Source organism: Rhodocytophaga aerolata (assembly GCF_030503435.1).
Lineage (GTDB): Bacteria > Bacteroidota > Bacteroidia > Cytophagales > 172606-1 > Rhodocytophaga > Rhodocytophaga aerolata.
The window spans coordinates 1-25896 of the sequence record NZ_JAUKPO010000022.1 but is presented as its reverse complement, the minus strand read 5'-3'; the positions used below and the strand labels follow the sequence as shown (position 1 = coordinate 25896).

The window sequence follows — 25896 nt, the reverse complement described above, 5'->3', positions numbered from 1 at the left end:
TTATGTCTGTTGGTGTTCGCTTCCCTCACCGGATCTTTCCCAGTTTAGGGGCTCGATGGCCTGAAGTAAATTTTTCTCTTTCATTAGGTTCTCATAATAGGCAATGGTCTCTTGCAAGCCTTCTTCAAAACTATACCTGGGCCTAAAGCTAGTCAGGGCAAAGAACTTGCTTGCATCTACCCAAAGCCTGGTTACATCTGCCGGACGGGCAGGCAGGTAGGCTATACCCAGGTTGGCTCTGCCCATAAGGGCTAAAATAGTTGTGAGCAAGGCTTTCATTGAATATTCGCGGCCAGTGCCAATATTATAGGTTTGTGCAGTGATGGCTGCTTTTCTTTCGCCCCCGGCAAGGGGTATCAACCTGGCTAATGCCTGAGCTGTGTCCTTGACATAAAAAAAATCCCGGCTATGGCTTCCATCTCCAAAAAGCAAGGGTGATTGTCCATAGAGAATACGGACAATACTCCGGGGAATAACCTCACCGGCATCGCCTGCATAATGGGCTCTTGGCCCGTAATTATTAAATATCCGCAGGATAGTCACCGGCAAGCCATAGCACGCATAAAAAGCCTTTGCATAATGCTCGCCAGCCAGTTTGCTTGCCCCATAAACGGTGAGTGGCTGGGTAGCGGCATCTTCTGAAATAGGAAACTGGTTGGTGCGGCCATATACTTCTGAGGTAGATACATAAAAAAAATGCTTGACTCCCTGTTCCCTGGCAGCCTGTAACACACGAAGGGTACCTTCGGCATTGACGCGGTGATTTTCCAGGGGGCTATGCAGCGAATGCCGCACGCCAAGACAAGCCAGGTGAAAAACATAGCTTACCCCTGCCATCATTTCCAGGCACGTATCACTGTCTAAAATATCTGCTTGCCTGAAAGAAAAATGTGCATGGGGTATGGCTCCGGCTAGGTTCGCCATCGAGCCATTAGCCAGATTATCTACCACACTCACCTGGTAGCCAGCACTGAGCAGTGTATCTACCAGATGTGAGCCAATAAAACCGGCTCCTCCGGTAACGAGCACCTTAGCTTTTTCCATCTTCTTACCGTTTATGTTTGCTTGCAGGGCAAAGGTAGTAAACGATCACCCTTTTTGTAAGGAAAACAACAAGCTAAAACCAATGGCATCCTATCTATGGTTACAGCACATGCCCTAAAAGAGAGTAGCTAGAAAGAATGGCTGCTCTTTGCTGGGTAAAACTACTGACCCTATACTTTTATCTGTTTTCATACTTTTCCCTGCTGATCTACCTCAATCATTTCCTCTATGATATACACCGGCCTTTTGCGGCTGGCATCCAGGGTACGCCACAAATATTCGGCAATAATTCCTAAAGATATATTGGTAATGCCAAAGCCAATCATCAGAATAGAAAGCAAGGCGGGCCAGCCGGCGGCTAAATCATCAAAGACAATCTTGCGGAAGATAATATAGCCGGTCCATATGCATCCGAAAACAAAAAACAACACGCCCACCAAAGATACCAGCCGGATGGGGGCAAACGAAAAAGCAACAAAGGAGTCTATCAACAATTTAATTTTCTTAGCCAGCGTCCACTTAGACTTTCCGGCTTTTCTGGCACTTTTGTCATAGAACAAGTAGCTGCTTTTAAAGCCAAGGCTCAGGATTTGCAGGAATATATTGGAATTTGCCTCTGCATTCCTAATCAGTTCATGGGCAACCCTTCTGCTAAACATCACCACATCAAAGCCTTGCAAGGGATATGTTGGATTGACATAGCGGCGCATTAAGCTTGCATAGAGCGTTGAAAACAGTTTTTCCAGGAGGGAATTCTGGGTATTTTTTCTATAGGCCCACACAATATCATAGCCTTGGCTCATCTGCTGATGCATGGCTAAAATTGTAGATAAGGGGTCTTGCAGATCCGCGTAGCTAAAGGTAAGGCAGCTGCCTTGGGCTTGGCTGATACCTGCCCGCAAGGCTGCATGCGAGCCATAGTTCTGCGATAAGCTAATCAGCCGTGTGTGTTTAGGAAATTGGCTTTTTAACACCAGTTCTTTGGAGCGGTCGGTTGATCCATCATTGACTAAGAGTACTTCAAAGCTAAGACCTGGGTTTGCTTCCACAAAACAAGAAAGTTCTTTTGCCAGATGCTCAAGCGTTGCTTCTTCATTATAAAAAGGAATGATAATGGAAATATGCGGAGGCTCCCCCATTGTTTACTACTGCTATGATGGCTGATTAAGATTTCTGGCCGGATTCCCAACCATCTTTGCATAGGGGGGAACCTCTTTCAGAATGGTACTTCCCAGGCCAATAAGTGCCCCCTCACCCACCCGGATATGATGCATCACCTGGCTACCACTGCCAATATAGCAATTCTCTCCAATGGATGTATGTCCGGCAACAACTACCTGCGAACCAATCAATGTATACTGGCCAATCAGGGTGTCATGATGAATCACCGAATTGGGTAATATACATACATGGTTTCCAATACGCGCATTGCTTGTTACGACTACTCCTGCCATCAGCACCGAATTGTATCCAATAGAGGCATAGCCTGACAGTGTGGCCTTTGGATGCACCAGGCTGGCAAAACGCTGCGGGGCAATTTGGAGACTTGCAATAATTTGCCTGCGCTGAAGATAGGTATCCGGGCTTCCAGGAAGGGCTACGACATGGGCTTCCGGATAGCGCTGGATCAACTCTCTGGAAAATACCTCAAAGCCCTGCGGTTGCTTGCCTTGCTTTGCTGGTGTATCATCGACAAAGCCAATAAACTCATACGGCTCTCCTACTGCATCCAGGGCTTCCAGTCCGTTGCCATTAAAAGGAAAGATGATTAACTTTTTGGACATATGTATCCATTTAATGCCTCAATTACCCGCTCTACCTCCATGTTGGTAAGTTCCGCATACATAGGCAAGGATAAGCAATGGGCTGAAAGATATTCTGCCTCCGGCAAATCGCCTGCCTGATAGCCTAAATGGGCATACGCCTTTTGCAGATGACAAGGCAGCGGATAATGCAACCCCGGGAAAATCTGCCGTTCATTCAGGTATTGCATCAGGTGTGCCCTATTGGGTGTAGTCACTACAAACAAATGATACGCAGACTGGGCAAAATCCGGTTGTTGTTGCAGGATAATATTCTGATTTACAATCCCTTGCTGATACATATGGGCAATCTGTTTTCTTCGGCTATTCCACTCGTCCAGATATGGTAGCTTAATGCTCAACACGGCTGCCTCCAGGCTACCCATCCGCATGTTAAAGCCTAGTTCATCGTGGTAGTAACGCTCTGTAGCGCCATTGTTGCGCAAACGCCGGAGATGGTCAGCATAGGCTTGCTGACTGGTAGTAATGGCTCCCCCTTCCCCGTAAGTACCTAAGTTTTTTCCAGGATAAAAGCTAAAACAGGCCATTTCTCCAAAACTACCTACCCGCTTTCCTCTATACTCTGCCCCATGTGCCTGCGCGGCATCTTCTACCAAAAATAAGTTATACGTGTGGGCAATTTGTTTAACAGCATCGATGTCAAAAGGCTGGCCATAGAGGTGTACGCCAATAATAGCTTTTGTCCTGGAAGTGATTTTTTCTTCTATTTTCTGAGCATCAATCTGCCAGGTGCCCGGATGGCAATCGACAAATACCGGGGTTGCGCCAGTGTAGCTAACAGCCCATGCGCTGGCAATGAATGTATTGGCTGGCACGATCACCTCATCGCCTGGGCCTATGCCTAAGGCTACCATAGCTAGATGCAACGCAGACGTTCCATTATTCACGCCTACAGCATAGTTTACCTGGCAGTACTGAGCAAACGCATTCTCAAACTCTTCTACATACGTTCCGCCAGTATAGCTGGTGCTGTCTAATACCTGTTCTATTTTGGCCAACACTTCCGCTTTAATGTGAAGGTATTGTTTTTTTAAATCCAGAAAAGGAATGTGCGCATCAACTACCCGGTCATAACTATTTGTCATCGGTTAAAAATTTTAAGATTCTGGCAGGATTTCCCACGACCACTGCATGAGCTGGTACATCTCTGGTGACCACTGCTCCTGCTCCTACCATAGCATTGCGGCCAATGGTGATGCCTCCCATAATAGTTGCACCTGTACCAATAGACGCGCTTTCTTCCACAAGAGTTTCCAGCAGCGTCCAGTCGGCCTCTGTCTGCAGGGTACCCTCAGCGGTTACGGCCCTTGGAAATTTATCGTTAATAAAGCAGACATGGTGCCCAACGAAAACCCCATCTTTGATTGTAACGCCTTCGCAGATAAAGGTATGCGAGGAAATCTTGCAGTTTTTGCCAATCTTCACGCCTTTTTGTATTTCCACAAAGGAGCCTATTCTGCTGCCATCGCCAATCACACAGCCATAAGCATTCACAAAGTGGTAGATTTTTACCGCTCTTCCAACCTGTACATTCACCAAAACCTGTTTATCGGAGTTGATATTAAGTATTTCCATGTCATGCAAAAAGGCAACAAGCGTTTATTGATATTTAGTAATGCTCTTTGATAGTTATTCCTGTTTGATGTTAGCAAGGGTTTTCTACCAAACAATGTGGCAAGTTACCTTGATTATAGCTATTTTACTCATTTTTTCTTTTCCTTTTGTGTTTTCGCCTAAACAAACAGCCAGAGAAATGATACAAGTCTTTAAAAGTTAGCTTGAGAACAGGTAAAAAATAAAGACAAGTAAACGGTAAGGGAGATACTTTACAGAGTACCTACCCTATCATTTACTTGTCTACCCTGCCTGGCTATGTAGTATATTAACAGAGAAAGCAGCAACTATAATACTGTTTCTTTTTTAAATATGCGGTACAAATCTCCCTGATCAGTAACTGCATACAAGGCTCCATCTTTCCCTTGCGTAACATCCCGGAAACGCTTTTTCTCACTTTCCAGCAAACGCTCCTCTCCGACTACCTTGTTATTTTCGATGACTAGCCGGATAATGTGCATACCACTAAGGGAACCAATAAACAAATTATTTTTCCATTCAGCAATACTATCGCTGCTATAGAACGTCATCCCGCTAGGTGAGATGGAGGGGTCCCAATAATACACTGGTTGCTCAAGGCCCTGCTTTTGCTGAATAGAATCTCCGATTTTTTCACCGCTGTATTCAATGCCATAGGTAATGGTAGGCCAGCCATAATTTTTTCCGGCTTCAATGCGGTTTAATTCATCTCCTCCTCTGGGGCCAAATTCATTTTCCCACAAATCGCCAGTCTCTGGATGTAAAGCCAGGCCCTGTACATTGCGGTGCCCATAGGAATAGATTTCTGGTTTTGCCCCAGCTTGGCCTTCAAACGGATTGCCTGCCACCGGCTTTCCGTCTTTAGTCAGGCGGATCACTTTTCCAAGGCTTGAATTCAGTTCCTGGGCTTGTGGCCTGGTCACCTTGTCTGAGCGTTCTCCGGTACTGATAATCAGATTGCCCGCCTTATCAAAAAGGATTCTTCCGCCATAATGCAGTTTGCCCTGGTAAGCAGGGGTAGCCCGGTAAATCACGCTGGCGCCTTCTATCTTTTTTTCATCGGCAGAAAGTTTACCTTTGGCTACGGCCGTTAGATTTCCTCCGGAGACCGGCTCAGAAAAGACCCAGTAGACCATTCGGTTTTGCTCAAATTCCGGATCAAGGCGGATACCTAACAGGCCACCTTGTCCTTCAGAATCGACTTTTGGAAGACCAGTTATGGGTGCACTTACCTCTCCTGAAGTAGTGGCTATGCGCATGGTTCCTTCTTTTTGTGTAATCAGCAGCCGGCCATCTGGCAGACTGGTCAGGCCCCATGGGTTTTTAAGTTCGCTGGTTAGTAGTTTGCCTTCATAAGCTGTACTTGATTGAATGCCTCCCACTCTGGTTTGTCCCTGGAAGGCCGGCTTATAGGCGGAATTAGGTTCTTTGGTTTCTACTGGCGCTGCGGCTACTTCTGCCGTGGTGCTATCGCTTTGGGTTGCCTGGGAGGTTTGGGAAGAATTTTCTCCGCAGGAGGCCAGCGTAAGCATTGCTCCTGTCAGTATTGGCAGCATCAGGTTGGTTGTTGGGCTCTTTCTCATGGTATGGGTTGGTAAACAAAATAAATAAAGATTGTAACGGGAGCAAAGGTCTGCTTTTGCCAGCGTAATTTCAATGATTATCCGAATATAATCTTGTAGCAAGTTACAAGGATCAAACCGAAAGCATGGTAAAAAAGTTAAAGGAGCCTTCTTTTTTGGTTAGTAGAAGCAGGAGTTCTGCTTTTAGTAAGGAAAATTTTTCAATCGTAACCATTAAAACCACAGATACACTTCCCGCATAGAGATTGTTTACAGGCTTAGGTAATGTTTTGCTTCTACCAATACGGAAGTGAGTAGCCGAACGATAAATAATTACCCAACTGCTTGATTATTAATTAAAAAAATTATAACTACCCGTGTTCTAAGAGAAAACAGCTTGCCTTCTATTTTAGCCTATCTCTTTTCTTCCAGCCAGCCTTAATTTTCCATAAAACGCATTCATTACGCGTAGATTCAATATTCACCCTTATCCATTCGGCATTTATGAAGAAGAAAATTTTAAAGGCAACGGCCTATGGCCTGCTGGGTCTAGGTATGTTAATTTTCTTGGCAGCTCTTTACATAAAAGTAGGGCTACCTGATGTAGGAGATCCTCCGCAGCTAACCGTAGAAAGAACACCAGAACGACTGAGCCGGGGAAAATACCTGGTACATCATGTATCCCTCTGTGTGGATTGTCATTCAGAAAGGGATATGAGCAGGTTTGCCGGTCCTATCATAGAGGGCTCCTTAGGGAAAGGAGGAGAAAAGTTTGATGTAGGAGCCGGTGTGTATTATGCCAGGAATATCACCCCGGCAGGTATTGGCGACTGGACAGATGGAGAACTCTTTCGGGCCATTACGATGGGAGTAAGCAAAGATGGGCGGGCTCTCTTTCCGGTGATGCCTCATCCGGCTTATGGGCAGATGGATGAAGAAGATATCCTGTCTATTATTGCTTATGTGCGTTCATTGAAACCGGTAGAAAGCATCATTCCTCAACCGGTATCTCATTTTCCTATGAACTTTATTATTAACACTATTCCCAAAAAAGCCAGTTTCAAAAAAATGCCCGATAAACAAAATGTGCTTGCCTATGGGGGCTACCTGGTTAATGCGGCTAGCTGCGCTGATTGTCATTCTCCCAGAGATGATCAGGGAAATAAAATTGATGGCATGGATTTCGCAGGCGGGGAGCAGTTTCCTTTACCAGATGGCAGCATAGTGATCTCTGCAAACATAACGCCTGATAAAGAAACCGGTATAGGAAACTGGACCAGAGAACAGTTCTTCAGCCGGTTTCGCCAGTATAGTGATCCTGCAAGCTGTTATCCGGTAGAAAAAGGCAGTTTCAATACCATCATGCCCTGGAGCCAGTATGCAGGCATGACAGATGAGGATTTACATGCGATCTATACATATATGTCTTCTTTGACTCCTGTAAAAAATAAAATTACCAGATTTACTTCCAGTACGGCTGTTGCTCAGAATTGACACGTAACCAGGCTCCGGCCAGCAAAGATGTATCAGAAATATATGCGCTTTCCTGCTAATTTTCTGATACATCTTTCTAGAAGGCTGCTACTAAAAGGTTCAGCCAGCACTTCTTCTCTTTTTAACAGAAACCACCTGCTAGCATGCCCACTCCTGAAACCCTGCACAAGTAACAAGCATTGACGTCTAGATTCACCCTCATTACTAAGTCAGCAAATCTAACTTCTCCCCTACTCACTACTCCAATTAACTAACAAATGGCATTACCCAGGAGATACGGAGGCATGATTCTGAGCCTTTTAGTCTCTGCCAGGCAAACATTTATTTTACTCACTACCCGCATTTTTCTTCTATCCTATGATTTATAGGGGGTTCAAAGGTGCTCTACGTAGAAAACTCTTACTGCTTGTGTTTGGATTGCACCGCTTAGTAGTAATTAGGAGTTAAATTCATATCAGCAATCGTATTCCCTAAGGTTTTGCCCATCTGCCGGGTAATATCCTGTGTGAACCGGTAATGTATACCTGCATATATTCTTGAGTCAGCGGCCTCTCTATCCAACTGGCTAATGGATGTATACTGCCGGGCGGGCAATCCTCTCCAGCCATAGGCATCGTCCCGAATGGGAATATCGCCAAACTCGCGGATAAGTACCTGCATAACCGGACTGTATAAACCGGCAAGCCCGGACGGGTATTCAGGATAAGGAGGAGAAGGCAAATACGACTGCCAGGTTGGATCAATTTGTTCCTGAATATAGGTAACCGGCCGCAACAGGTTGTACTGGAACTTGCCTCTGAATATTGCAATAGGGCCATCTTTTAATGCTATGCCTGTTTTCGCATAGACCTGGGCAGCCTGCCCAAGCTTGGCATGCTTTGCTTCCAATATGCCGGTGATCAGGGAAAGAATATGATAGGGTGCGGGCACTCCTACCCCTGCGCCTCCAGCATCTGCCCACCAGTCTGCGGTTGCTTTCTGTTCGGCAGTCAGTGCTTTGCCTATATCATACACTTCTTTGGCCGCCTTATAAAACTGGGAGGCTTCGTCTTCTGAATAGGGTAAGGGTAAGGCAGGGGCTGTAGCAGTCAGGCTATAAAACAGAAAGGGCCTTGACTCTTTCAGGTAAGGACCTACCGGGCTTGCAAAGGCTGGAGGGGTTGGCTTCCAGGCTCCCTCGCCTACCGGAGGCGTATACCCCTGGCTGGAAAGGTTGAAGTTATCGGTGGTAGACCATTGGTAAATAGCATTGGCTACAGACCGGCCAAAAGCTTGTGAACGGGCAATAATGGCCTCAGAGCTGGTTTGCCGGAAGTGCGTGTTGTATGCATTTTCCATTGAATCGATTCTGGCCTTATCAGCCTCGGACAAGCCTACCAGAAATTGTTTATACATACTGGCCAGTGCAGCATTGGCACTGGCCCCCCATCGGTACTCCTGGTGCATGTCTGCCTCTGGCATAGCAGGCATCTGGTAAAGCCTGGTAGCTAAGCTCACCGATCCTTTTATGCCAGGACGTACAGCTTCATAAAGGCCAACGCCAATATACCCAAAGTTCCGGTTGTTGAGAATAACTACTGGTTGTGGACTGGCAGGTAACTGAATCTGAGCAATTAACTTATACCAGTCATAGACCACCTTGGCACTCTCCTGTTTGTAGGTGAGGCGGTGTTGAAAAATGTTCTCCAGTTGCTCTAGGTGCTCGCAGCCACCAAATAAACCTACTAGTAGAACTACACTTGCCCAGCGTGCAGGCCTGGTGTAAAAAGTTGTAAATCGTTTCATAGAGTATAGATGGTTAAGATAAAAAAATAAAAAGGTAACGAACGTCGAAACATACAGGCCAATTTTATGAGTGGTGCGGGTGGTTGCCAGCAATCTGTAGCTAGTAAGGTAGCGCTGTTCAAAAGAAAGGTATGACACAACAAGGTTTAGGCAGGAGACGTGCTTTATGAGTACAACTGAAATATAAAACTGCTATCTGTAAGCTTTGTCAACCGCCTTCAGCTCAGGAATTACCTTTGCTGCGCTTGCCTTTTATTCGCCTGGCAATAGGTTATTGCACCTTCTAAGCTGGAGGCCAGAATTTTTACATAGCCGGGGATGATACTGGAAATGGATAGTTCTGAGTGATAAGAATTAGTAAAGGGTGTTGAATAGAACAATGAACATTCGCAAGTTGTGCAACTAAAAAAGCCAGACAAGCAAAAGATACTTACATAAAAAGTTTAACTTGTCTGCAATAAATTCGCAAACTGCGCTTATGGCTTGGCTAAAAGCCTATTATAGGCTTACGTAGCTGTGCATAAGATTTTCTCACTATCAAGATAGCAATCTTCAGCAAACAAATCAACGAACAGATAGCTTTTTTTCAACTAGTTACCTTATTCATTCCTTGCGCATACGCAGCCAGATAGATAGCTAAAATCCGTTGAACAGCAGGTTCCTTCAGCCATAAACTAACTCTTTTTTTACAGTACGCTGTACTGGGGGAATAGGTTTTAAGAAGAAAAAGCTTGGTGAAAATTATAGCAGTTATTACTTAAGCAGCCTGCCAGGAAATGCTTATATTCGCTTGTCTATCGTCTTAAATTTATTTTACCTAGCCTTACTCGTATGAAAACAATTTTATTGCTGGTGCTTACCTATATGTTGTATATGTTCACGCCTTTGGAAAAGGAATCCTCAGCTCCTGCCTTGTGCCATCAGGAGCCGCTAGTAGCTGCCCATGATATGGCGGCGATGGCAGCTGACCCTGCTTTTCAAGAGCTTCACGAGCAGCCGCTTGCCTTCCACTACCAAGGACCTGGCGAACTGATAACCTTTCCTACCCCCGATGGCAAAAAAGCATCCGGTTTTTTTCTCAAATCCGCGCAACCATCGGATAAATGGCTGATCGTTTACCAGGAATGGTGGGGGCTCAACGATCATATTAAGCAGCAAGCCTCAAAATTGCACAAAGACCTGCCGGGCGTGAATGTACTGGCCCTGGATATGTATGACGGACAAGTAGCCACTACCAGGGAGGATGCGGCTAAACTGATGCAAGGCGCTTCAGCTGATCGGTTAGCTGCCATTACCCAAGGAGGCATTGCCTATGCAGGTAAGAAAGCAAAAATTGCCAGCATTGGCTGGTGCTTTGGGGGGATGTTGTCGTTACAGAATGCACTGGCTGCCGGAGACAAAACTGTTGGCTGTGTCATCTATTACGGGCGTCCGGAAGAAGATGTAGAAAAATTAAAAACCTTAAAAACAGATGTGTTAGGTATTTTCGGCTCACAAGATCAGGGTATCCCGCCTGCTATGGTTGAAAAGTTTGAGCAAAACATGAAAGCAGCGGGTAAACAGGTAACCATTAAAATGTATGATGCAATGCATGGCTTTGCTAATCCCAGCAATCCTAAACATGATCCGGCCGCTACCGCTGATGCGTACACCCTTACACTAAATTATTTGAAAAAGAAATTAGGCTAAAAACAGCAAGCCTTTTTGATAGCTGTCACACAAAGATAAGCGGGATGCTGGAACATGTTGATCAAGTTCTCTCCTTCCTAGGTCTTTGTAGAAATGAAGCCTGAAACAAAAACGTCCATTAGAAAAGCTATCTGCCCATTCCTACCTAGTGACGCGGATAGGTTGCCGTAATAGTTACTATCCAAATCCTTATAAAGGCTGGCAAGGTAACTGTTACGGCATCTGTATAGACTGTATGAGTCACTCACCCAGTAAGTCTACTTTTTCTGCTCGGCAAGAAAACTGATCAGTGAAGCAAATTCTTCATAGGATAAGGCATTCGCCAGGCCCTCAGGCATCATGGAGGTTTCCATCTCCTTGCGTGAAACTACATCAGTAGTCTTAAGAGTGAATACCTCGCCAGTGATCGTACGCAGAACCATCCGCTCGGCTGACTGCTCGGCAATAAAGCCCATATAGCTTTTACTGTCTTTGGTGGTGATCAGCACGCTGGCAAAACCTTGGGAGATAGAAGCGTTAGGCTTGAGAATAGACTCCGCAATCTGATCACGGGTCATAATCGAGCCTATTTGTCCCATAAAGGGGCCTTTCATTTTCTCGTTTTTACTAATACTGTGGCAGGCGATACATCCCTGCTGCGTAAACAGGGCCTTGCCTTTGGTTACGTCTCCTTTAAGGCTGGCCACAGCTAGCATAACATCCTCTATAGAGGCTTTGCCTACCTGCCCTTTCTGATTTTTTATCTTCTCCAGGTCCACTTTTACCTCCTGTGTTGTGGCAAGCGTTTCGTCTCCTCCGAATTGGGTGATTTCCATGCGGTGGCGGCTATTCAGGTCGGCAAATAATTGCTTATCTTCCTGTGAAGCGCTTGCCCATTGCTCTTTCAAAAAAGCTTCAATTTTATCGGAAGCCTCCCAGGTAATCCCTTTATAATAAGGTCCGTGCGTATCCGGACGGGTACTCCACCACCAGGAGGCATCATAGGGCGCTTCTTTTTTATAGAGCCGCGATAAGGTTACCAAGATATCTTTGCGGAGTTTTTCATTACCGGCTTGCTTGTAGGCAGCAAGTAAACCATCCACCGCCAGGGGCGTATGCATGTAGCGCAAAGCCCATAAGGCCAAAGGGAAATTAGGTGACCCAAGGGCAGCTACACAAGCATCTATCGCCTCAAGGTTTACCAGCGAACGAACAGCTAGATGCGCCGGCAGTATAGCCGCGTTTGGCGTAGCATGCGGGCCTTCCACTCCTTTGACCGGGGCGGAAAACGAAGCCGGCACCGGGATGTTGAGCAAACTGGTGGCGGCTTCTTTTTTATTTAACCGGCCAATGCCAATGATGGCGGCTACCCTTACCCGCTGGGAAGGATCTTGTAGGCTTGTCAGAAAAGGAGCTACCGGCACACCAGCAACCAAGGATTTGCGGTCGGCTAGGGCACGCAAAGCAAACTCACGTACTGTAGCATCCTCTGTAAGTTTTACCAGGTTATCAATACCCTGCTTCCCTGCTAGTTGGGCATAAGTAAAAATGCCTGCTACGCGATTAGATAGCGGTAGCTTGGTATCGGTTGCCACCTGCCAGGCACCTTTTAAGCCCTGCTTCGATGGCCGCTTCAGCAATTGCTGGGAAGCATGCAGGCGTGCTACGGCACTCTTGGAGGTGAGCATACGGGTTAACTCTTTTACAGAAGCTTTTTTGGGGTCCGCAAAAGGTTGGTAGTTCCAGTTTTGGGGCACCACCCGCACCAGGTAGCCTTTATCAGGGTTACCAGAATACCCGGCGCCATTCCATGCCGACAAATACATCCGGCCAGAGCCATCCACATCTACATCGGTGATCTGCGGCAGCTTGATAAACTCTTCTTCCTGTTGCGTAAAACTTGCTTTATCCGCTTTAACCCGGTGAATATATAATTGGTTTCTGCCCCAATCTGCCATCATGGGTACCTGGTTGTACTTCTCTGGCCAGCCCGGTTCATCCATAAACAAGGCCCCGGTACCAGATCCACCACCTACATCCACTAATGCTGGGATAATTTCATCTGTAAAATGTTTAAACAATACCGGATATCCATATTCTGCCGATTGCACCTGATGACTAAAGCGGATATTCCAGCCACCTCCGTCGTTGGTATTGTCGCGGGTAAATATATTCATATAAGGATCAATGGCTACATCGTAAATGTTACGCATGCCGTGGCTATATACTTCCATTTCGGTGCCATCTGGGCGTACACGCACGATACCTCCCCCCAGCATGGTTAGCTTGTTTCCCGAGCGGTCTACGGCATTATGAAACCCAAAGTCACCTACGGCAATATAGATCCAGCCATCGATGCCCATCCGGATACCATTGGTAGCATGGTCTACACCCCGCTCCTGAATGTATTTTACATTGCTGATATGCTCCACTAGCGGTTGGGAAGGGCCATCGGCTATGCCATCCCAGTCTTTGTCCTGAAAAACAACCAGGTTCATGCCGGTTGCTTTGCCTGTTTCGGCAGTAAATACCGCATGTAAAACAAATACCTGGTCGCCTACAGCAAGCAGCCCACGTGGATTATTGACTTTTGCAAAGGTCGTATGCCCATCAACTTTGCCATCGTTGTTGCTGTCGACCAGGCGGATGATGCTCCCCATGTCGGGCTTTTTTCCCAAAGAGCCTTGCATATCTACCCCAACAAATACTTCGCCGGTAGGCGCTACCGACAGGCAAGCCGGACTTGGCGTGAGCTCAGGGCCAGTAAAGGGAGTTAAAGTCAGCTCTGCCGGGTGGTCTGCCAGAGTTGCTACCGGTACAGGCATTTTCTGGCTCGTAAGCAGCGCTGAATGATGGTTTGCAAAAATACTGAGCAGTAATGTGGTAATGAAGCTGAATGAAAGTTTATACATAGGTATCTGGGTAGTACGAATAGTTTCAATAAAAAATACAGACTATCTATTGATTCATAGTCGAGCGCTGGTAAATGAGCGATATGGCTTCTCTAATTACCTGTAACAAACCTGTTTTTGGCCTGTATCTCTTTCAGCTTTACTAACAGGCAGTCTCTTACCGGGCGATAAAGCTAATGGACTTTTGGGTAAAATGCCAGTATGCGCTTGATTGGGTTACAACACAGCTTTCCTCTGGCAACAACACTGCCGATACCTTGTATAACCCTTATAAAATGAGTAAGATATTTTAAGGCAAGTCTGTCTATCAGTGAGTTTGAATTATACTAAGGTATTTCTGCAGGTTAAGGAATCTTCTAGCTGTAGGCGGTTACTAGCCTAAGCACTTGTAAAAAAAATCGTATACCGTCAGAAAATACCAATAATTAGGTATTGACAATGCAAGCTGTAGGGGATAGATTTGTATAAACACTACTTGCATTTCTTTAAATGTTTCATCTTAATTCTTCAATCCGGTTATCACTGCCACCTAGTAAACAGCCTTTATTCTTCTCTGCCAATTAACCGGTTACACCCGGAAGTTGCTTCCCAAAAGATTTTTTGTGCATAGAACAAAACTATTTTGAGAAAATGCAGTATGTGCGTAGAGACGCTGGTTTTCATCTGTTGGCGCATCCATTTTTTCTATGTATTTATCACTGCTTCTAGTACCATTTGCCAAGCAGCCATTCTCAGCTGCTGCTAGCCCGGGCTACTGTTGGTTTACCCGTTTTAAAAAATACCCTTTTTTTGTTTTCTTAGTCAGCCTATCCAGGCATATGGACTTTTTGTTAGGGCAACAGATACTCACTGTGTGCAGCTAAACGGATCTGTTTCACTTTTTCCTTAGACAAACCTGAGAAACAAATTAAAAGCTTATACCTGAGCTTAAAGGCTCTATAGTTGATTAAGACCTGTAAATTAAATAACCTGTTACTACCTAACCCCTTATTTGCGCTTTGCCACCTTTTTGTATACTGATTTCTAAAAGTCTGAAGGAACCCGAGAAGAGCACACGAAACAAGCTTCTACCCATCAACCTGAATTCTATGGAGAAAATTTACCTATCCTTTCTGTTGGCCATTTTGCTGTCCGGCTGCCTGTTTCCGGCTTTGGCACAAAGCCCGGTTGATCTTGGAAGTTCAGCTGAGTTACTTGCCAGGTATCAAGCGAAAGTACCGGCAAAACCTAACTCGCAAGATAGGAATCTGGCTGGAGAAGAGGCGACCATCCGGCATACAATTCCTGGAAGAGCGAATCTTACACTCAGGGTGAATGGCAGTAAAAAAGAAGGGGATTCAGAGGTAATCTTTGGTCATGTAGCTGGCACAACCAACACGTTTTTTTTAAAAGCCTCTAGAAACAAGCTTTCCGGGTATATCCTGTTAAAAGATCAGAAAATTGCCTATGCCTATTCTTCGGCCAGCAATGGCAGGGCGTATTTGTCTCAGGTGGATATAAACAAAGTGGTCTGTATAGACTATGCCCGGCAAGAAAGTAAGCCTGGTCCAACGGAGAGAGAAGCAGGCTTAATGGCCGCCAGTGCCGTACCTGAACTGCAAAGTTTGCCTGGAGCCACTGCCGTTGTATTATTGGATTTTGACGGGCAATACGTTGTCAATCCCGGATGGAATGGAGGGAATCCCATTAATGCAGAGCCTGCCCTGTTAAGTGAGGCAGAGATCCTAGAAGTATGGAAGATGATAAGTGAGGATTACAAGCCTTTTTCCCTGAACATCACCACCAGTGAAGCCATATATCAGCAAGCTCCAACGAACCGGCGCATGCGCATTATATTTACGCCTACCAATCATTTTTATACAAATGTTGGCGGGGTAGCCTATACCAATTCTTTTACCTGGGGCGATGATACACCTTGCTGGGCATTTAACAGCACAGCCAAATATGCCGGAGAAGTGGGTTCACATGAAGTTGGCCATACTTTGGGCTTATCGCATGATGGAAGAACCTCTCCGGCAGAAACCTATTTCTGGGGACAAAGCAGCTGGGCACCCATTATGGGTACCGGCTATGACCGGCAGGTGGTACAATGGAGCAAAGGAGAATATCCCTATGCAAACAATACCGAAGACGATCTTTACACAATTACCACCGGCAATGGATTTAGTTACCGCACTGATGACCATAGCAATGAAAACAGCAATGCTACGGCCATTAAGGTAGATGCCTCTGGGAATGTTGCGGCCAGTGCAAATAAAGGTATAATTACTACAAGAGCGGATGTTGATGTATTTACCTTTGCTTCCAGCGGCGCTTCTGTTTTTCTTTCGGTAAGCCCTAGTGCAGTTCATCCGAACCTAGATATTTCCCTTACCGTTAAAAATTCACTCAGTCAAACTATTCTGCAGACAAATCCGGCCGGTATGGCTGCTTCCATCAATCAGGCTTTTCCTGCTGGTACCTACTACTTGTATGTGGATGGCGCCAAAGGGGAATCTGGTGCCAATTCCGATTATGGTTCTATTGGGGAGTATACCATCAGCGGAAAAATAACCCTTAGCAACACGCCACCTCAAGTAAGTATTTCTTCCCCCATACAGGGGTCAAGTTTTGCTGCGCCAGCAAGTATCTCCCTGCATGCCAATGCATCCGATCAAAATGGCAGCATCAGTAAAGTAGAGTTTTACAATGGCAGCACCAAACTGGGCGAAGATCTTTCTGCTCCCTACAGCTTTAGCTGGACAAATGTAGCTACAGGCAATTATACCCTAACAGCTAAAGCCACAGATAACCTGGGAGTTAGCACTATATCAAAAGCGGTATCAGTAAATGTGGTAACAGCAGGTTTGCCCTCACCCTGGAAGAATGCTGATATTGGTGCTGTTGCCCTGGCAGGAAAAGCAAGCTATACCAATGGCAGATTCACACTTCAGAGTGGCGGGTTTGATTTTTACAAGGCTCCAGATGCTTTTCAGTATGTATACCAGCCGCTGAGTGGCGATGCAACCATTCTGGCCAAAATAGAAAGCATGGGAAATACACATTCCAATGCCCTGGCAGGTATTATGATCCGGGAAAGCCTTTCGGCAAGTGCAACCTTTGTGGCGCTTGCGGCAAATGCTAGCAATACTAATTTCATGTGGCGGCAAGGCGCTGGTACTCCTGGGTACAAACAAGTAGGCGGATCGGCTCCCAGATGGCTGAAACTATCCAGAAATGGCAATACGTTTACTTCTTTTGTATCAACGGATGGCACTACCTGGACTCAAGCAGGCTCAACTTCCCTTACTATGGGTAGCAACCTGTATGTAGGCTTAGCACTTACGTCTCAAAACACTACCCAGCTTAACACAGGTATATTCTCTAATGTATCTGTCACGACCACTACTACGGCACTTGCTTGCAGTGCCAGTGGTAGTATTCTGCGTGAATATTGGAGCAATGTCAGCGGTAGCTTAGTGTCGGCTATTCCAGTCAACACCACTCCTGCTTCCAGTTCCCAGCTTGCTTCTTTTGAAGCACCCGCCAGCCTGGGCGACAATTATGGGCAACGTATCCGAGGCTACCTGTGTGCTCCCTCCACTGGCAACTATAGCTTCTACATTGCCTCCGATGACCATAGTGAACTTTGGCTGAGCAGCAGCGATAATGCTAGCTCAAAACAGAAAATAGCTTCGGTGACCGGCTACACTTCTTCCAGACAATGGACCAAGTTTACTACACAAAAGTCAGCGGCTATTTATCTGCAGGCAGGCAAAAAGTACTACATTGAAGCCTTACACAAGGAAGGGGCCGGCGGAGACCACCTGGCCGTTGGCTGGCAAACCCCTTCCAACACAGCTATCAGTATCATTCCCGGAGCTGTCCTATCCCCAGCTACGACGCTGCTAGCTAATCAACTGCCTACAGTAGCTGTAACTTCTCCATTGGATAAAGCCACCTTCTCGGCACCGGCTTCTATTACCATCACAGCTACGGCTACTGACAAGGATGGCACGATCAGTAAAGTAGAGTTTTACAATGGCAGCACCAAACTAGGTGAAGATCTTTCTGCTCCCTACAGCTTTAGCTGGACCAATGTAGCCACAGGCAACTATACCCTAACAGCGAAAGCTACAGACAATAAAGGTGGCGTTGGAAATTCTACAAGTATTGCCGTGAGTGTAAGTAGTCCTGTTTCCAGTAATCCTTTCCCGGTAGCGAAGAATTCAACCTGGAAATACCATGATAAAGGAGTAGACCTGGGTACTTCCTGGACAGCTCTTACCTATGATGATGCTTCCTGGCCATCAGGAAAGGCAGTGCTTGGCTATGGAGATCCGGTAACGACTACCTTAAGTTTTGGAAGTAACAGCACCAACAAGTATCCTGCCTATTACCTGCGGCATAGCTTTACTATTCCTGACGCAAGTGCCTACACTAGCCTGATATTCAGCATTCGAAGAGATGATGGTGCAGTAGTCTACTTGAATGGCGTGGAGCAGTTCCGTACCAACATGCCAACCGGAACCATTACTTATAAAACCTTTGCCTCTTCCGCCCTTAGTGGAACCGATGAAACTAATTATATTACCTTTAAAGTACCAGCAACGTCACTTAAAAGTGGCCGTAATGTGGTGGCAGTCTCCCTGCATCAGGATAATGGGGCTAGCTCAGACATCAGCTTTGATATGGAAATAAAAGGCGAAAGCACGCTTGCTGCCTGCAGTGCCAGTGGTAGTATTCTGCGTGAATATTGGAGCAATGTCAGCGGTAGCTTAGTGTCGGCTATTCCAGTCAACACCACTCCTGCTTCCAGTTCCCAGCTTGCTTCTTTTGAAGCACCCGCCAGCCTGGGCGACAATTATGGGCAACGTATCCGAGGCTACCTGTGTGCTCCCTCCACTGGCAACTATAGCTTCTACATTGCCTCCGATGACCATAGTGAACTTTGGCTGAGCAGCAGCGATAATGCTAGCTCAAAACAGAAAATAGCTTCGGTGACCGGCTACACTTCTTCCAGACAATGGACCAAGTTTACTACACAAAAGTCAGCGGCTATTTATCTGCAGGCAGGCAAAAAGTACTACATTGAAGCCTTACACAAGGAAGGGGCCGGCGGAGACCACCTGGCCGTTGGCTGGCAAACCCCTTCCAACACAGCTATCAGTATCATCCCCGGAGCTGTCCTCTCCCCGGTAACCACTTCGGCTGCAGATCTTGCTGCTTCTACACTAAACCCGGATTCACCAGGGCAGTTGGCTAGTTCGGTCTATCCAAATCCTTTTGAAAATACCCTTACCCTTGTTACCGATACAATGCAGGGCTCATGCTTGATCACCTTAACAGATTTAGCTGGCAGACGTTATGCAGAAAAGGTTTACAACCTCTCGAACCAGCCATCGTTGGAACTTGACTTTTCTGCGCTAGCACTCAAGCCAGGCATGTATTTGCTTAGGCTACAACCCGCACAAGGTCAACCACAGGTGATTAAAGTACTTAAAAATTAGGGATGAAAAGTATTGGTAGGCAAATACAGTATATAATCAGGCTAGGCTACCTTCCGATGTATATGCAGGTAACATTTGGTAGACCCTGAGTAGATATCTGCCAAAACAGGCTAGATCAACAGGTGTATACACATCAACAAAGCAAATTGCTCCTGGCTATTTTCAGCAAGAACGTAATTTGAGTCTTCGGAAGCCGTACCTGTTACTTTAGAGGCCTTTGTTTATTGCTTGTGCTTCTTCAGCCAGGAGCAAATCCAGTACCTCAAAAAAATTCAAGGTATAATTCCATTTCAGTAGTTTTTTTGCTTTTTGGTTATATCCATAGATATCCTCAATATCAGTAGGGCGGTAAAGTTCTTTGTCTATCACTAGCTTTTGCTGATCAATTTCCAGCTTTTCAAAGACATATAAAATGATCTCGCGTAAAGACACCGATTCGCCTGAACAGATAATAAAATCTTCCGCGGATGAATGTTGCAGCATGAGCCACATGGCTTTTACATATTCAGGCGCATAGCCGAAATCCCGTTTAATATCAATGTTACCCACCCGGAGTTCATCTTGAATGCCCGATTTGATGAGCAAACTTTCCCGGATCACTTTTTTCACAAAGAAATTATTGCTTCGTAAGTAAGATTCATGGTTGAATAAAACCCCATTGCATGAAAAAAGCCCGTACGATTCACGGTAGTTCACGACAGTCCAATAAGCGGAAGCTTTGGAGATAGCATAAGGACTTAACGGGTGCATGGGAGTATATTCAGTGACAGGTAGATGCAATACCTTGCCATACATTTCGCTGCTGGAAGCCTGGTAAAAGCGGATATCTTTGTCTACTAAACGGATACTTTCCAGCAGATTTAGCACTGATAAAGTATTAAATTGAATGGTGCCAATTGGCTGCTCGAATGATAGCCCTACCGAGCTTTGGGCAGCCAGATTATATAATTCAGCCGGCTTATATTTTGTTAAAATTTTAATGATACTGGGTATATCCGATAAATCACACTCCTCTAAAATAACCTTTCTCTCAATTTTCAGATACTTAAGCTTATCAACATTGGCATTATTATAACTCCGTAAGATTCCAATTACCTTATATCCATTATCCAATAAAACCTTTGCCAGGTAAGCCCCATCTTGTCCGGTAATTCCGGTAATGATTGCCGTTTTCATAGATTATATAACTAAACTTACTAGAAAAGGGCAAGGTAGTAAGGTTCATCCATTGTATAACAATTTTTGCCTTTACAATTTATAGTTTTAGATCCAACAAAGCTTCTGGCATTGCTGACAAAAAAGTTCAAGACTGGTAATTATCTAGCATATTGTTTCTGAAAAGGGGAATATTTTGTGCCTGCATAAGAAGTGTGTATCGATCTCTGATAAGTATCTAAACCGTTTTACGCTTTACTGCTTTAGAAAGGAAGTATAAATATCTATAGCAGTGGATAAGAACTATTATTTGTTCTCCCCTTCACCTTCCTGCCCGGTTAAACTTCCAATAGGTAATCCTGCAGCAGCTTCGGCATCAGCAGCGGCAGTAGTAGGCGGCCATACATACCCAGTGTCTTGGATTTCATCCGTCTTAACCATTTCAGCAGCATATGTAGGGGCGTTTAGTAATTCGGGCTCTTCCCCTGAACCTGATGCCTTCTGCACTTGATCTGTTTGCTGGATATCTTTGGTTTCTTGTCCAACTGGCGTGGAAGAATCCACATGATCCTTTGGCCCTTCTGTTCCCTTATTGTCCTCCAAAGTTAGTGTTGAAGTGATTTTGTTCTGATTATTTTCGCTGATATACGTTTTAATTGACTTTTTTTCTGCTGACGATGCGTTTTCTTCCATAGCGGATGACTGATTAGTAGGTAAGTAAACTATTTATTTATGCACATGGCATGTATTTGAATATACGCATACGTAACAATTGCGTTGGCGTTTATTTTTCAATAAACAAACGCCAGGTTAAAGGCTTTTAATTGTAGCCTCCAACCTGGCGTTTATCTTTGCACTCACCCTTTCAGGCTATGTATCTTCCGTCAGAAAAGATTCCAGGAAGGATAAATACATTGTTGCCAAAGAAGATAATGCGTTACTTCTCTACCTACCTGCTTCTGATTGCCAGTTTCTTAACTATGGTTTTCTTTTCACTCGACAATTGCAACACGTACATACCGGCTGGCAGGTCAGTTGTAAGAACACGAATAGCATTTTCTCCAGCTTGTAAGTCAACACTTTTCTGCAATACCTCTCGTCCCTGGGCATTTATAATTTGTATCTGGCCTTGTGTCGCATCTGCCACAGAATAAGTAACGGTAAATTCTCCTGCCGATGGGTTTGGATAGAGCACAATACCGGCTTCAGCTTCCTCTACCGTTGCCAGATTTACCCTACTAGTACTACCGCCCGCAGGCAACACTTCAATAGCTGCTAACGTGGGCATATTGGCAGAGCCTGTAGTGAAGTTGATGTTCAAGCTGCCATCGGCTACATTTACTGCAAAGCTAGATTGAACAGCCCGCATAGCCCCGCCAGCAGCAGCAAATACATCGTAATTAGTCAATTTCCTCTCACCTTCTATATCTACATGAAACAGACGCTTGCCAACCCCACCTTCCCTACCACCGGGCGCCCCAAACCAGATTTCGGCAAAGTGCAGCACTACCGTATAATTGCCATTGGCTACTGGTAGAGTATAGCTAAAGGCAGGCGATGAACGTTCGGTATAGTATAGGGCATCATCCGTTGTATTTAAAATGTCGCCTCCGGGGATAGCATGAACCCGGTTTGCTCCGCCAAAGTACCCATCTGTCACGAAATACCGGCCCCCCGAGGCTGTAATGCTTGTTCCTCCGGCATTAATCCGCAGACCAGAAAAGGTCGCTGCATTAACACTGACAGTGATTTGCTCCTGATCTGACAAAGCCGGAGAGCCACTGTCTGTTACTTTAACTGCAAAGCTAAAGCTGCCGCTTCGGGATGGAGTCCAGGTGAAAGTCCCTGTACTGGCATTTATGACTGCCCCTTCCGGAGCACCTAGTAATGAGAAAGTCTTTATCTGGTGAGAGTCTGCATCACTGGCTGTGGCCGTAAATTGCAGGGTTTGCCCCAAAGGAAGAGACTTATTTCCTATGGCTGCTAACACCGGAGCCCGGTTTGTACTGGTTGCTGGAAATATCTCAATGGCAGATACTTTAGGCATGTTGGCCGAGCCACTGGTAAAGTTAATAGCTAAGCTGCCATCGGTTACACTTACCGGAAAACTGGATTGGATGGCTTTCATAGCTCCGCCGGCCGTAGCATAAATATCAAAGTTTGTCAGTTTCCGTTCACCTTCTATATCTACATGGAACAGACGCTTGCCTCTTCCTCCTTCCCTACCACCGGGCGCCCCAAACCAGATTTCGGCAAAGTGCAGCACCACCGTATAATTGCCATTGGTCACTGGTATGGTATAGCTAAAGGCAGGCGATGAACGTTCGGTATAGTATAGGGCATCGTCGGTTGTATTTAAAATGTCGCCGCTTGCAATAGAATAAGTTTTATCGGTGCCACTAAAGTAGCTATCTGCTATAAATGGTTTGTTACCCGAGGCCATAAAAACTTCTCCCCCAGCATTAATCCGCAGCGTACTCACGGGTGGAGTAGTCGTTGGTGGAGCTGTAACATTACTTATGACAAATACATAATCCTGGTAATCGCCATTTACGGCTGGCTCAAAGGCAACCAGGTAACTATTAGGAATAGCCTGCCCTGAGCGGTTTTTCAGTGGATAAATGCGGGCAGCATGCGCCAGGGGTCCTTTATTTAGTCCATTTTCTGTGTAGCCGATATAGGGTGAATAGCTGGTACTTCCAGTATACAGACCAAAGATGGCTGTTCCTGGATCAAAGCTGGTAGCACCGCCAGCCACTAGCTTTGGATTCAGGGTTTGTTGCTGTTGTAAATCAATAGCAGCCACTTTGTGAAGTTGGGGCACACCATTGTTTTTTGTATAATACCCAAAGTCGAGCAGATCATCCGGAGAATACCTGGCTACCGCTTTAATGGTCACCGGTCCGTTAGTCGCTTTTTTAAATAAGGGCATTAAAACCTCATCCCCAATAGGTGATGGGCTTGTGCCTAGAATAAGCCCGGTACCTCCTACATTTATGTTATATCCCAAAGTTTTCACTATCCAATCTAATGGCGGTTCGTTATTGCCTTGCAGTCCGTTTGCACTCAACCCATATAAGTCTACGTTCACTGTTCCTTCATCAGCATCGTTTGTCTGGAGCTTCAATTGGGCAAGCAAACTACCTACTTTTGTAGCAGAAGGTTTGAAAACGACCTGGATAGGAGCTGATTTTCCGGCAGGAATTTGTAAGGGTGTACCTGTAGATACCAAACCGAAGGATGAAGCATCAGTTCCTGTAAAATTTACAGAAGAAATTTGCAGAGTAGTAGATCCAGTATTAGTGATCAGTAAAGTTTGTGCAGGTGAAGTTGTCCCTTTTGCCCCACTGAAAATCATTTCTTTCGACGTGCTGATCTCCGGCGCTGTTCCCTCAACCGTGAGGTTTACACAAAAATTGCCGCTGCTATACGCCGTTCCTGACCCGGAAGTTGTAGCCGTAATAACGCCTGTATAATTTCCGGGGGCAAGCCCAGCTGTGTTAATGGTTACTTCTATGTCCACACCTGTAGGCAAAGTATTCCCTGTTGGGTTTTTACTTACCTTTAGCCAGCCTGCATTTGAGGAGGTGGTATAAGTTCGGGTTCCTTCGGTAGTATAGAGTAGATTTTTCAAGGTTACAATACTACTTCCGCCAGTTTTAACAGGTAAGCAACTGGCTGTAAAACCTAGTTTGTGTACTGGATTCCGTGCAATGGTTCGGCTATAGGTCAGGTTAACCGAATTATTACTAGACCCTATGCCACCATGAGAGACAATAAAGGTATTATTCACTACTTTGGCCGAGGCTCCCTCATATCCATTTGGCAGCGCCATGCTAGCATCATCTTGCCAGGAGCCAAGTCCGTTATTGGCTTCGGGATCAAATATGGTTACTTTGTTGGTAGATTTGCCATTAGCGCCTTGTCCGGCTACCAGATAAATTTTGCCATCCAGCGGAAAAATTCCTCCTTCAGCATGCGACCTGGGGGCAGGTAGAGTAGTAAGTTCAGTCCAACTATCTGTAACCGGATTGTATACGTGCGAATACTGTTTATCTTGTCCACCGCCGCAATCATGACCAAACTGGCCCCCCAATGCATAAATTTTGCCATTCATAACCGTTGTGCTAAAATGATTACGTTTTACAGGCATAACTTTGCGGGTATTTTGCCATTGCACAGGTCCGGTAGGGTTAGCCAGCCAGCTATCAACATTCAGCGTCAGATGATATTTTTCTTGATCATTCTTACAGGCATTATTCACAAATCCTCCAAACACATGCAATGTACGGCCTATTAGAGCGGCCCCCCCGCCTCCCCAAAGCAAAGGTTTTCCGGTGGCCGGATCTTGCAACTGTGGGCCTGGTGACCAAGTATTAGTTGTCAAATTATATATCCATATCTCACTTGTCAAGGGGCCGGGGTGTTTTCCAACACGTCCACCTATATGCCATACCGTATTATCTATTAAAGTTACCGCTTGGTGGGTAATTGTTTTGCCAGGAGGCATCGGTGCCAGTAGAGACCATTTGTTAGTCACCGGATCGTATACTTCGCTACTAGGTTCTATTTCCAAGGCTGCATTATTAAAACCAAGAAAACAATAGAGCTTATTGTTATAGACTACACTGGTAACTTCCGACCGCTTCTTCAAAGCATCGGCTTTACGCACCCATTGGGCAGTAGCAGGGATAGTAAAGAGCAGGCAAAAGCCTAACAGCAGACTGGCCTGTATGGCTTGAGACTGTATACGTGTTTTCATAAATAATAGATTATATGTAAAGAATGGGCTTTCAAAACAAAGATTACCAGATTAATTAGACTGTTGATTTTGATTTACTTAACCGCCTATCTAACTCTCTGTATAGTTGCTCAGCTTTTCTATTTACAAGCAGATATGCCTTCTTACGTTGGTTAAGTTATCTAGGTTTAAGGGCCAATCTACTATATTTTTTCTCAGCTATTACCTTCTTAAGAAGTATTTCACCATAATTTAATTACTACATCATGTTCACTAATTAATTAAGAACAGGCAACAGACGTGGATTTATCCTAATAGCAGCTTGCAAAAAGTGTAATAAGCTACGTATATTTCCACTCTTCGTGCATATAAATAGCCTATAAAAACAAAAGCTACAGAATTGATTCTGTAGCTTTTGACATACGGGGGAAAGTATATTTTTTAAATCAACCTCGTTATTTTGGGTAGAATGCGAACCAATTATACTGCTTTTCTACCATTGACCTAGTCATAGTTATTATTGAACCACGAGTTTTTTATAGATTTTGCCTGATGGTGAATAGGCACTCACAATATACAATCCCGGCTTGAGCCGCTTGGCTATAGGCAAGCTGATTTGCAGCGTTCCAT

General features: G+C 45.3%; 14 protein-coding genes. 3 read left to right on the top strand and 11 right to left on the bottom strand.

Annotated elements, in window-relative coordinates; all coding sequences use genetic code 11:
• From Q0590_RS25985 to Q0590_RS25960, 6 genes are all read right to left on the bottom strand, one after another.
• The gene (locus Q0590_RS25985; protein WP_302040557.1) at positions 1-1044 is read right to left on the bottom strand and encodes a GDP-mannose 4,6-dehydratase; all 1044 of its coding nucleotides are present in this window, start codon (positions 1042-1044) and stop codon (positions 1-3) included.
• A gap of 188 nt (positions 1045-1232) precedes the next feature.
• Positions 1233-2183, bottom strand: coding sequence for a glycosyltransferase family 2 protein (locus Q0590_RS25980; RefSeq protein WP_302040556.1), 951 nt, complete (start codon positions 2181-2183; stop codon positions 1233-1235).
• A 12-nt stretch (positions 2184-2195) separates the two neighbouring features.
• Entirely contained in the window at positions 2196-2828 is a 633-nt protein-coding gene (locus tag Q0590_RS25975) for a NeuD/PglB/VioB family sugar acetyltransferase (RefSeq protein WP_302040555.1), read from the bottom strand.
• Positions 2813-3952: a DegT/DnrJ/EryC1/StrS family aminotransferase gene (locus Q0590_RS25970; RefSeq protein WP_302040554.1), complete on the bottom strand. Its 1140-nt coding sequence runs from the start codon at positions 3950-3952 to the stop codon at positions 2813-2815. The genes Q0590_RS25975 and Q0590_RS25970 overlap by 16 nt, the downstream gene beginning before the upstream one ends.
• The gene (locus Q0590_RS25965; RefSeq protein ID WP_302040553.1) at positions 3942-4442 is read right to left on the bottom strand and encodes an acyltransferase; all 501 of its coding nucleotides are present in this window, start codon (positions 4440-4442) and stop codon (positions 3942-3944) included. The genes Q0590_RS25970 and Q0590_RS25965 overlap by 11 nt, the downstream gene beginning before the upstream one ends.
• A 326-nt stretch (positions 4443-4768) precedes the next feature.
• Positions 4769-6043, bottom strand: coding sequence for a PQQ-dependent sugar dehydrogenase (locus Q0590_RS25960; RefSeq protein WP_302040552.1), 1275 nt, complete (start codon positions 6041-6043; stop codon positions 4769-4771).
• A gap of 483 nt (positions 6044-6526) precedes the next feature.
• On the opposite strand from Q0590_RS25960, the gene Q0590_RS25955 reads away from it, so the two are divergent.
• Entirely contained in the window at positions 6527-7516 is a 990-nt protein-coding gene (locus Q0590_RS25955; RefSeq protein WP_302040551.1) for a c-type cytochrome, read from the top strand.
• A gap of 426 nt (positions 7517-7942) precedes the next feature.
• Here Q0590_RS25955 and Q0590_RS25950 read toward each other — a convergent pair whose 3' ends face one another.
• Positions 7943-9301, bottom strand: a complete 1359-nt coding sequence (locus Q0590_RS25950; protein WP_302040550.1) for a phosphatase PAP2 family protein — start codon at positions 9299-9301, stop codon at positions 7943-7945.
• Between the two features lie 831 nt (positions 9302-10132).
• On the opposite strand from Q0590_RS25950, the gene Q0590_RS25945 reads away from it, so the two are divergent.
• Positions 10133-10990, top strand: coding sequence for a dienelactone hydrolase family protein (locus Q0590_RS25945; RefSeq protein ID WP_302040549.1), 858 nt, complete (start codon positions 10133-10135; stop codon positions 10988-10990).
• A gap of 257 nt (positions 10991-11247) precedes the next feature.
• On the opposite strand, the gene Q0590_RS25940 is transcribed toward Q0590_RS25945, so the two are convergent.
• On the bottom strand, positions 11248-13881 hold the full coding sequence (locus tag Q0590_RS25940) for a DUF7133 domain-containing protein (protein WP_302040548.1): 2634 nt from the start codon (positions 13879-13881) through the stop codon (positions 11248-11250).
• Between the two features lie 1088 nt (positions 13882-14969).
• Here Q0590_RS25940 and Q0590_RS25935 point away from each other — a divergent pair.
• A complete protein-coding gene (locus Q0590_RS25935; protein WP_302040547.1) occupies positions 14970-19370 on the top strand; it encodes an Ig-like domain-containing protein in 4401 nt (1466 codons plus the stop codon).
• A gap of 207 nt (positions 19371-19577) precedes the next feature.
• Here the strand turns inward: Q0590_RS25935 and Q0590_RS25930 are convergent, their stop codons facing one another.
• The 3 genes from Q0590_RS25930 to Q0590_RS25920 all read right to left on the bottom strand — a co-directional run bounded on the left by Q0590_RS25930 (position 19578) and on the right by Q0590_RS25920 (position 25287).
• Positions 19578-20546 carry a GDP-mannose 4,6-dehydratase gene (locus Q0590_RS25930; protein WP_302040546.1) on the bottom strand — a complete coding sequence of 323 codons (969 nt, stop codon included), beginning with the start codon at positions 20544-20546 and terminating at the stop codon, positions 19578-19580.
• Between the two features lie 285 nt (positions 20547-20831).
• Entirely contained in the window at positions 20832-21218 is a 387-nt protein-coding gene (locus tag Q0590_RS25925) for a hypothetical protein (RefSeq protein WP_302040545.1), read from the bottom strand.
• Between the two features lie 256 nt (positions 21219-21474).
• Complete coding sequence (locus tag Q0590_RS25920; protein WP_302040544.1) at positions 21475-25287, bottom strand: malectin domain-containing carbohydrate-binding protein; 3813 nt, start codon at positions 25285-25287, stop codon at positions 21475-21477.
• Positions 25288-25896 lie beyond the last annotated feature (609 nt).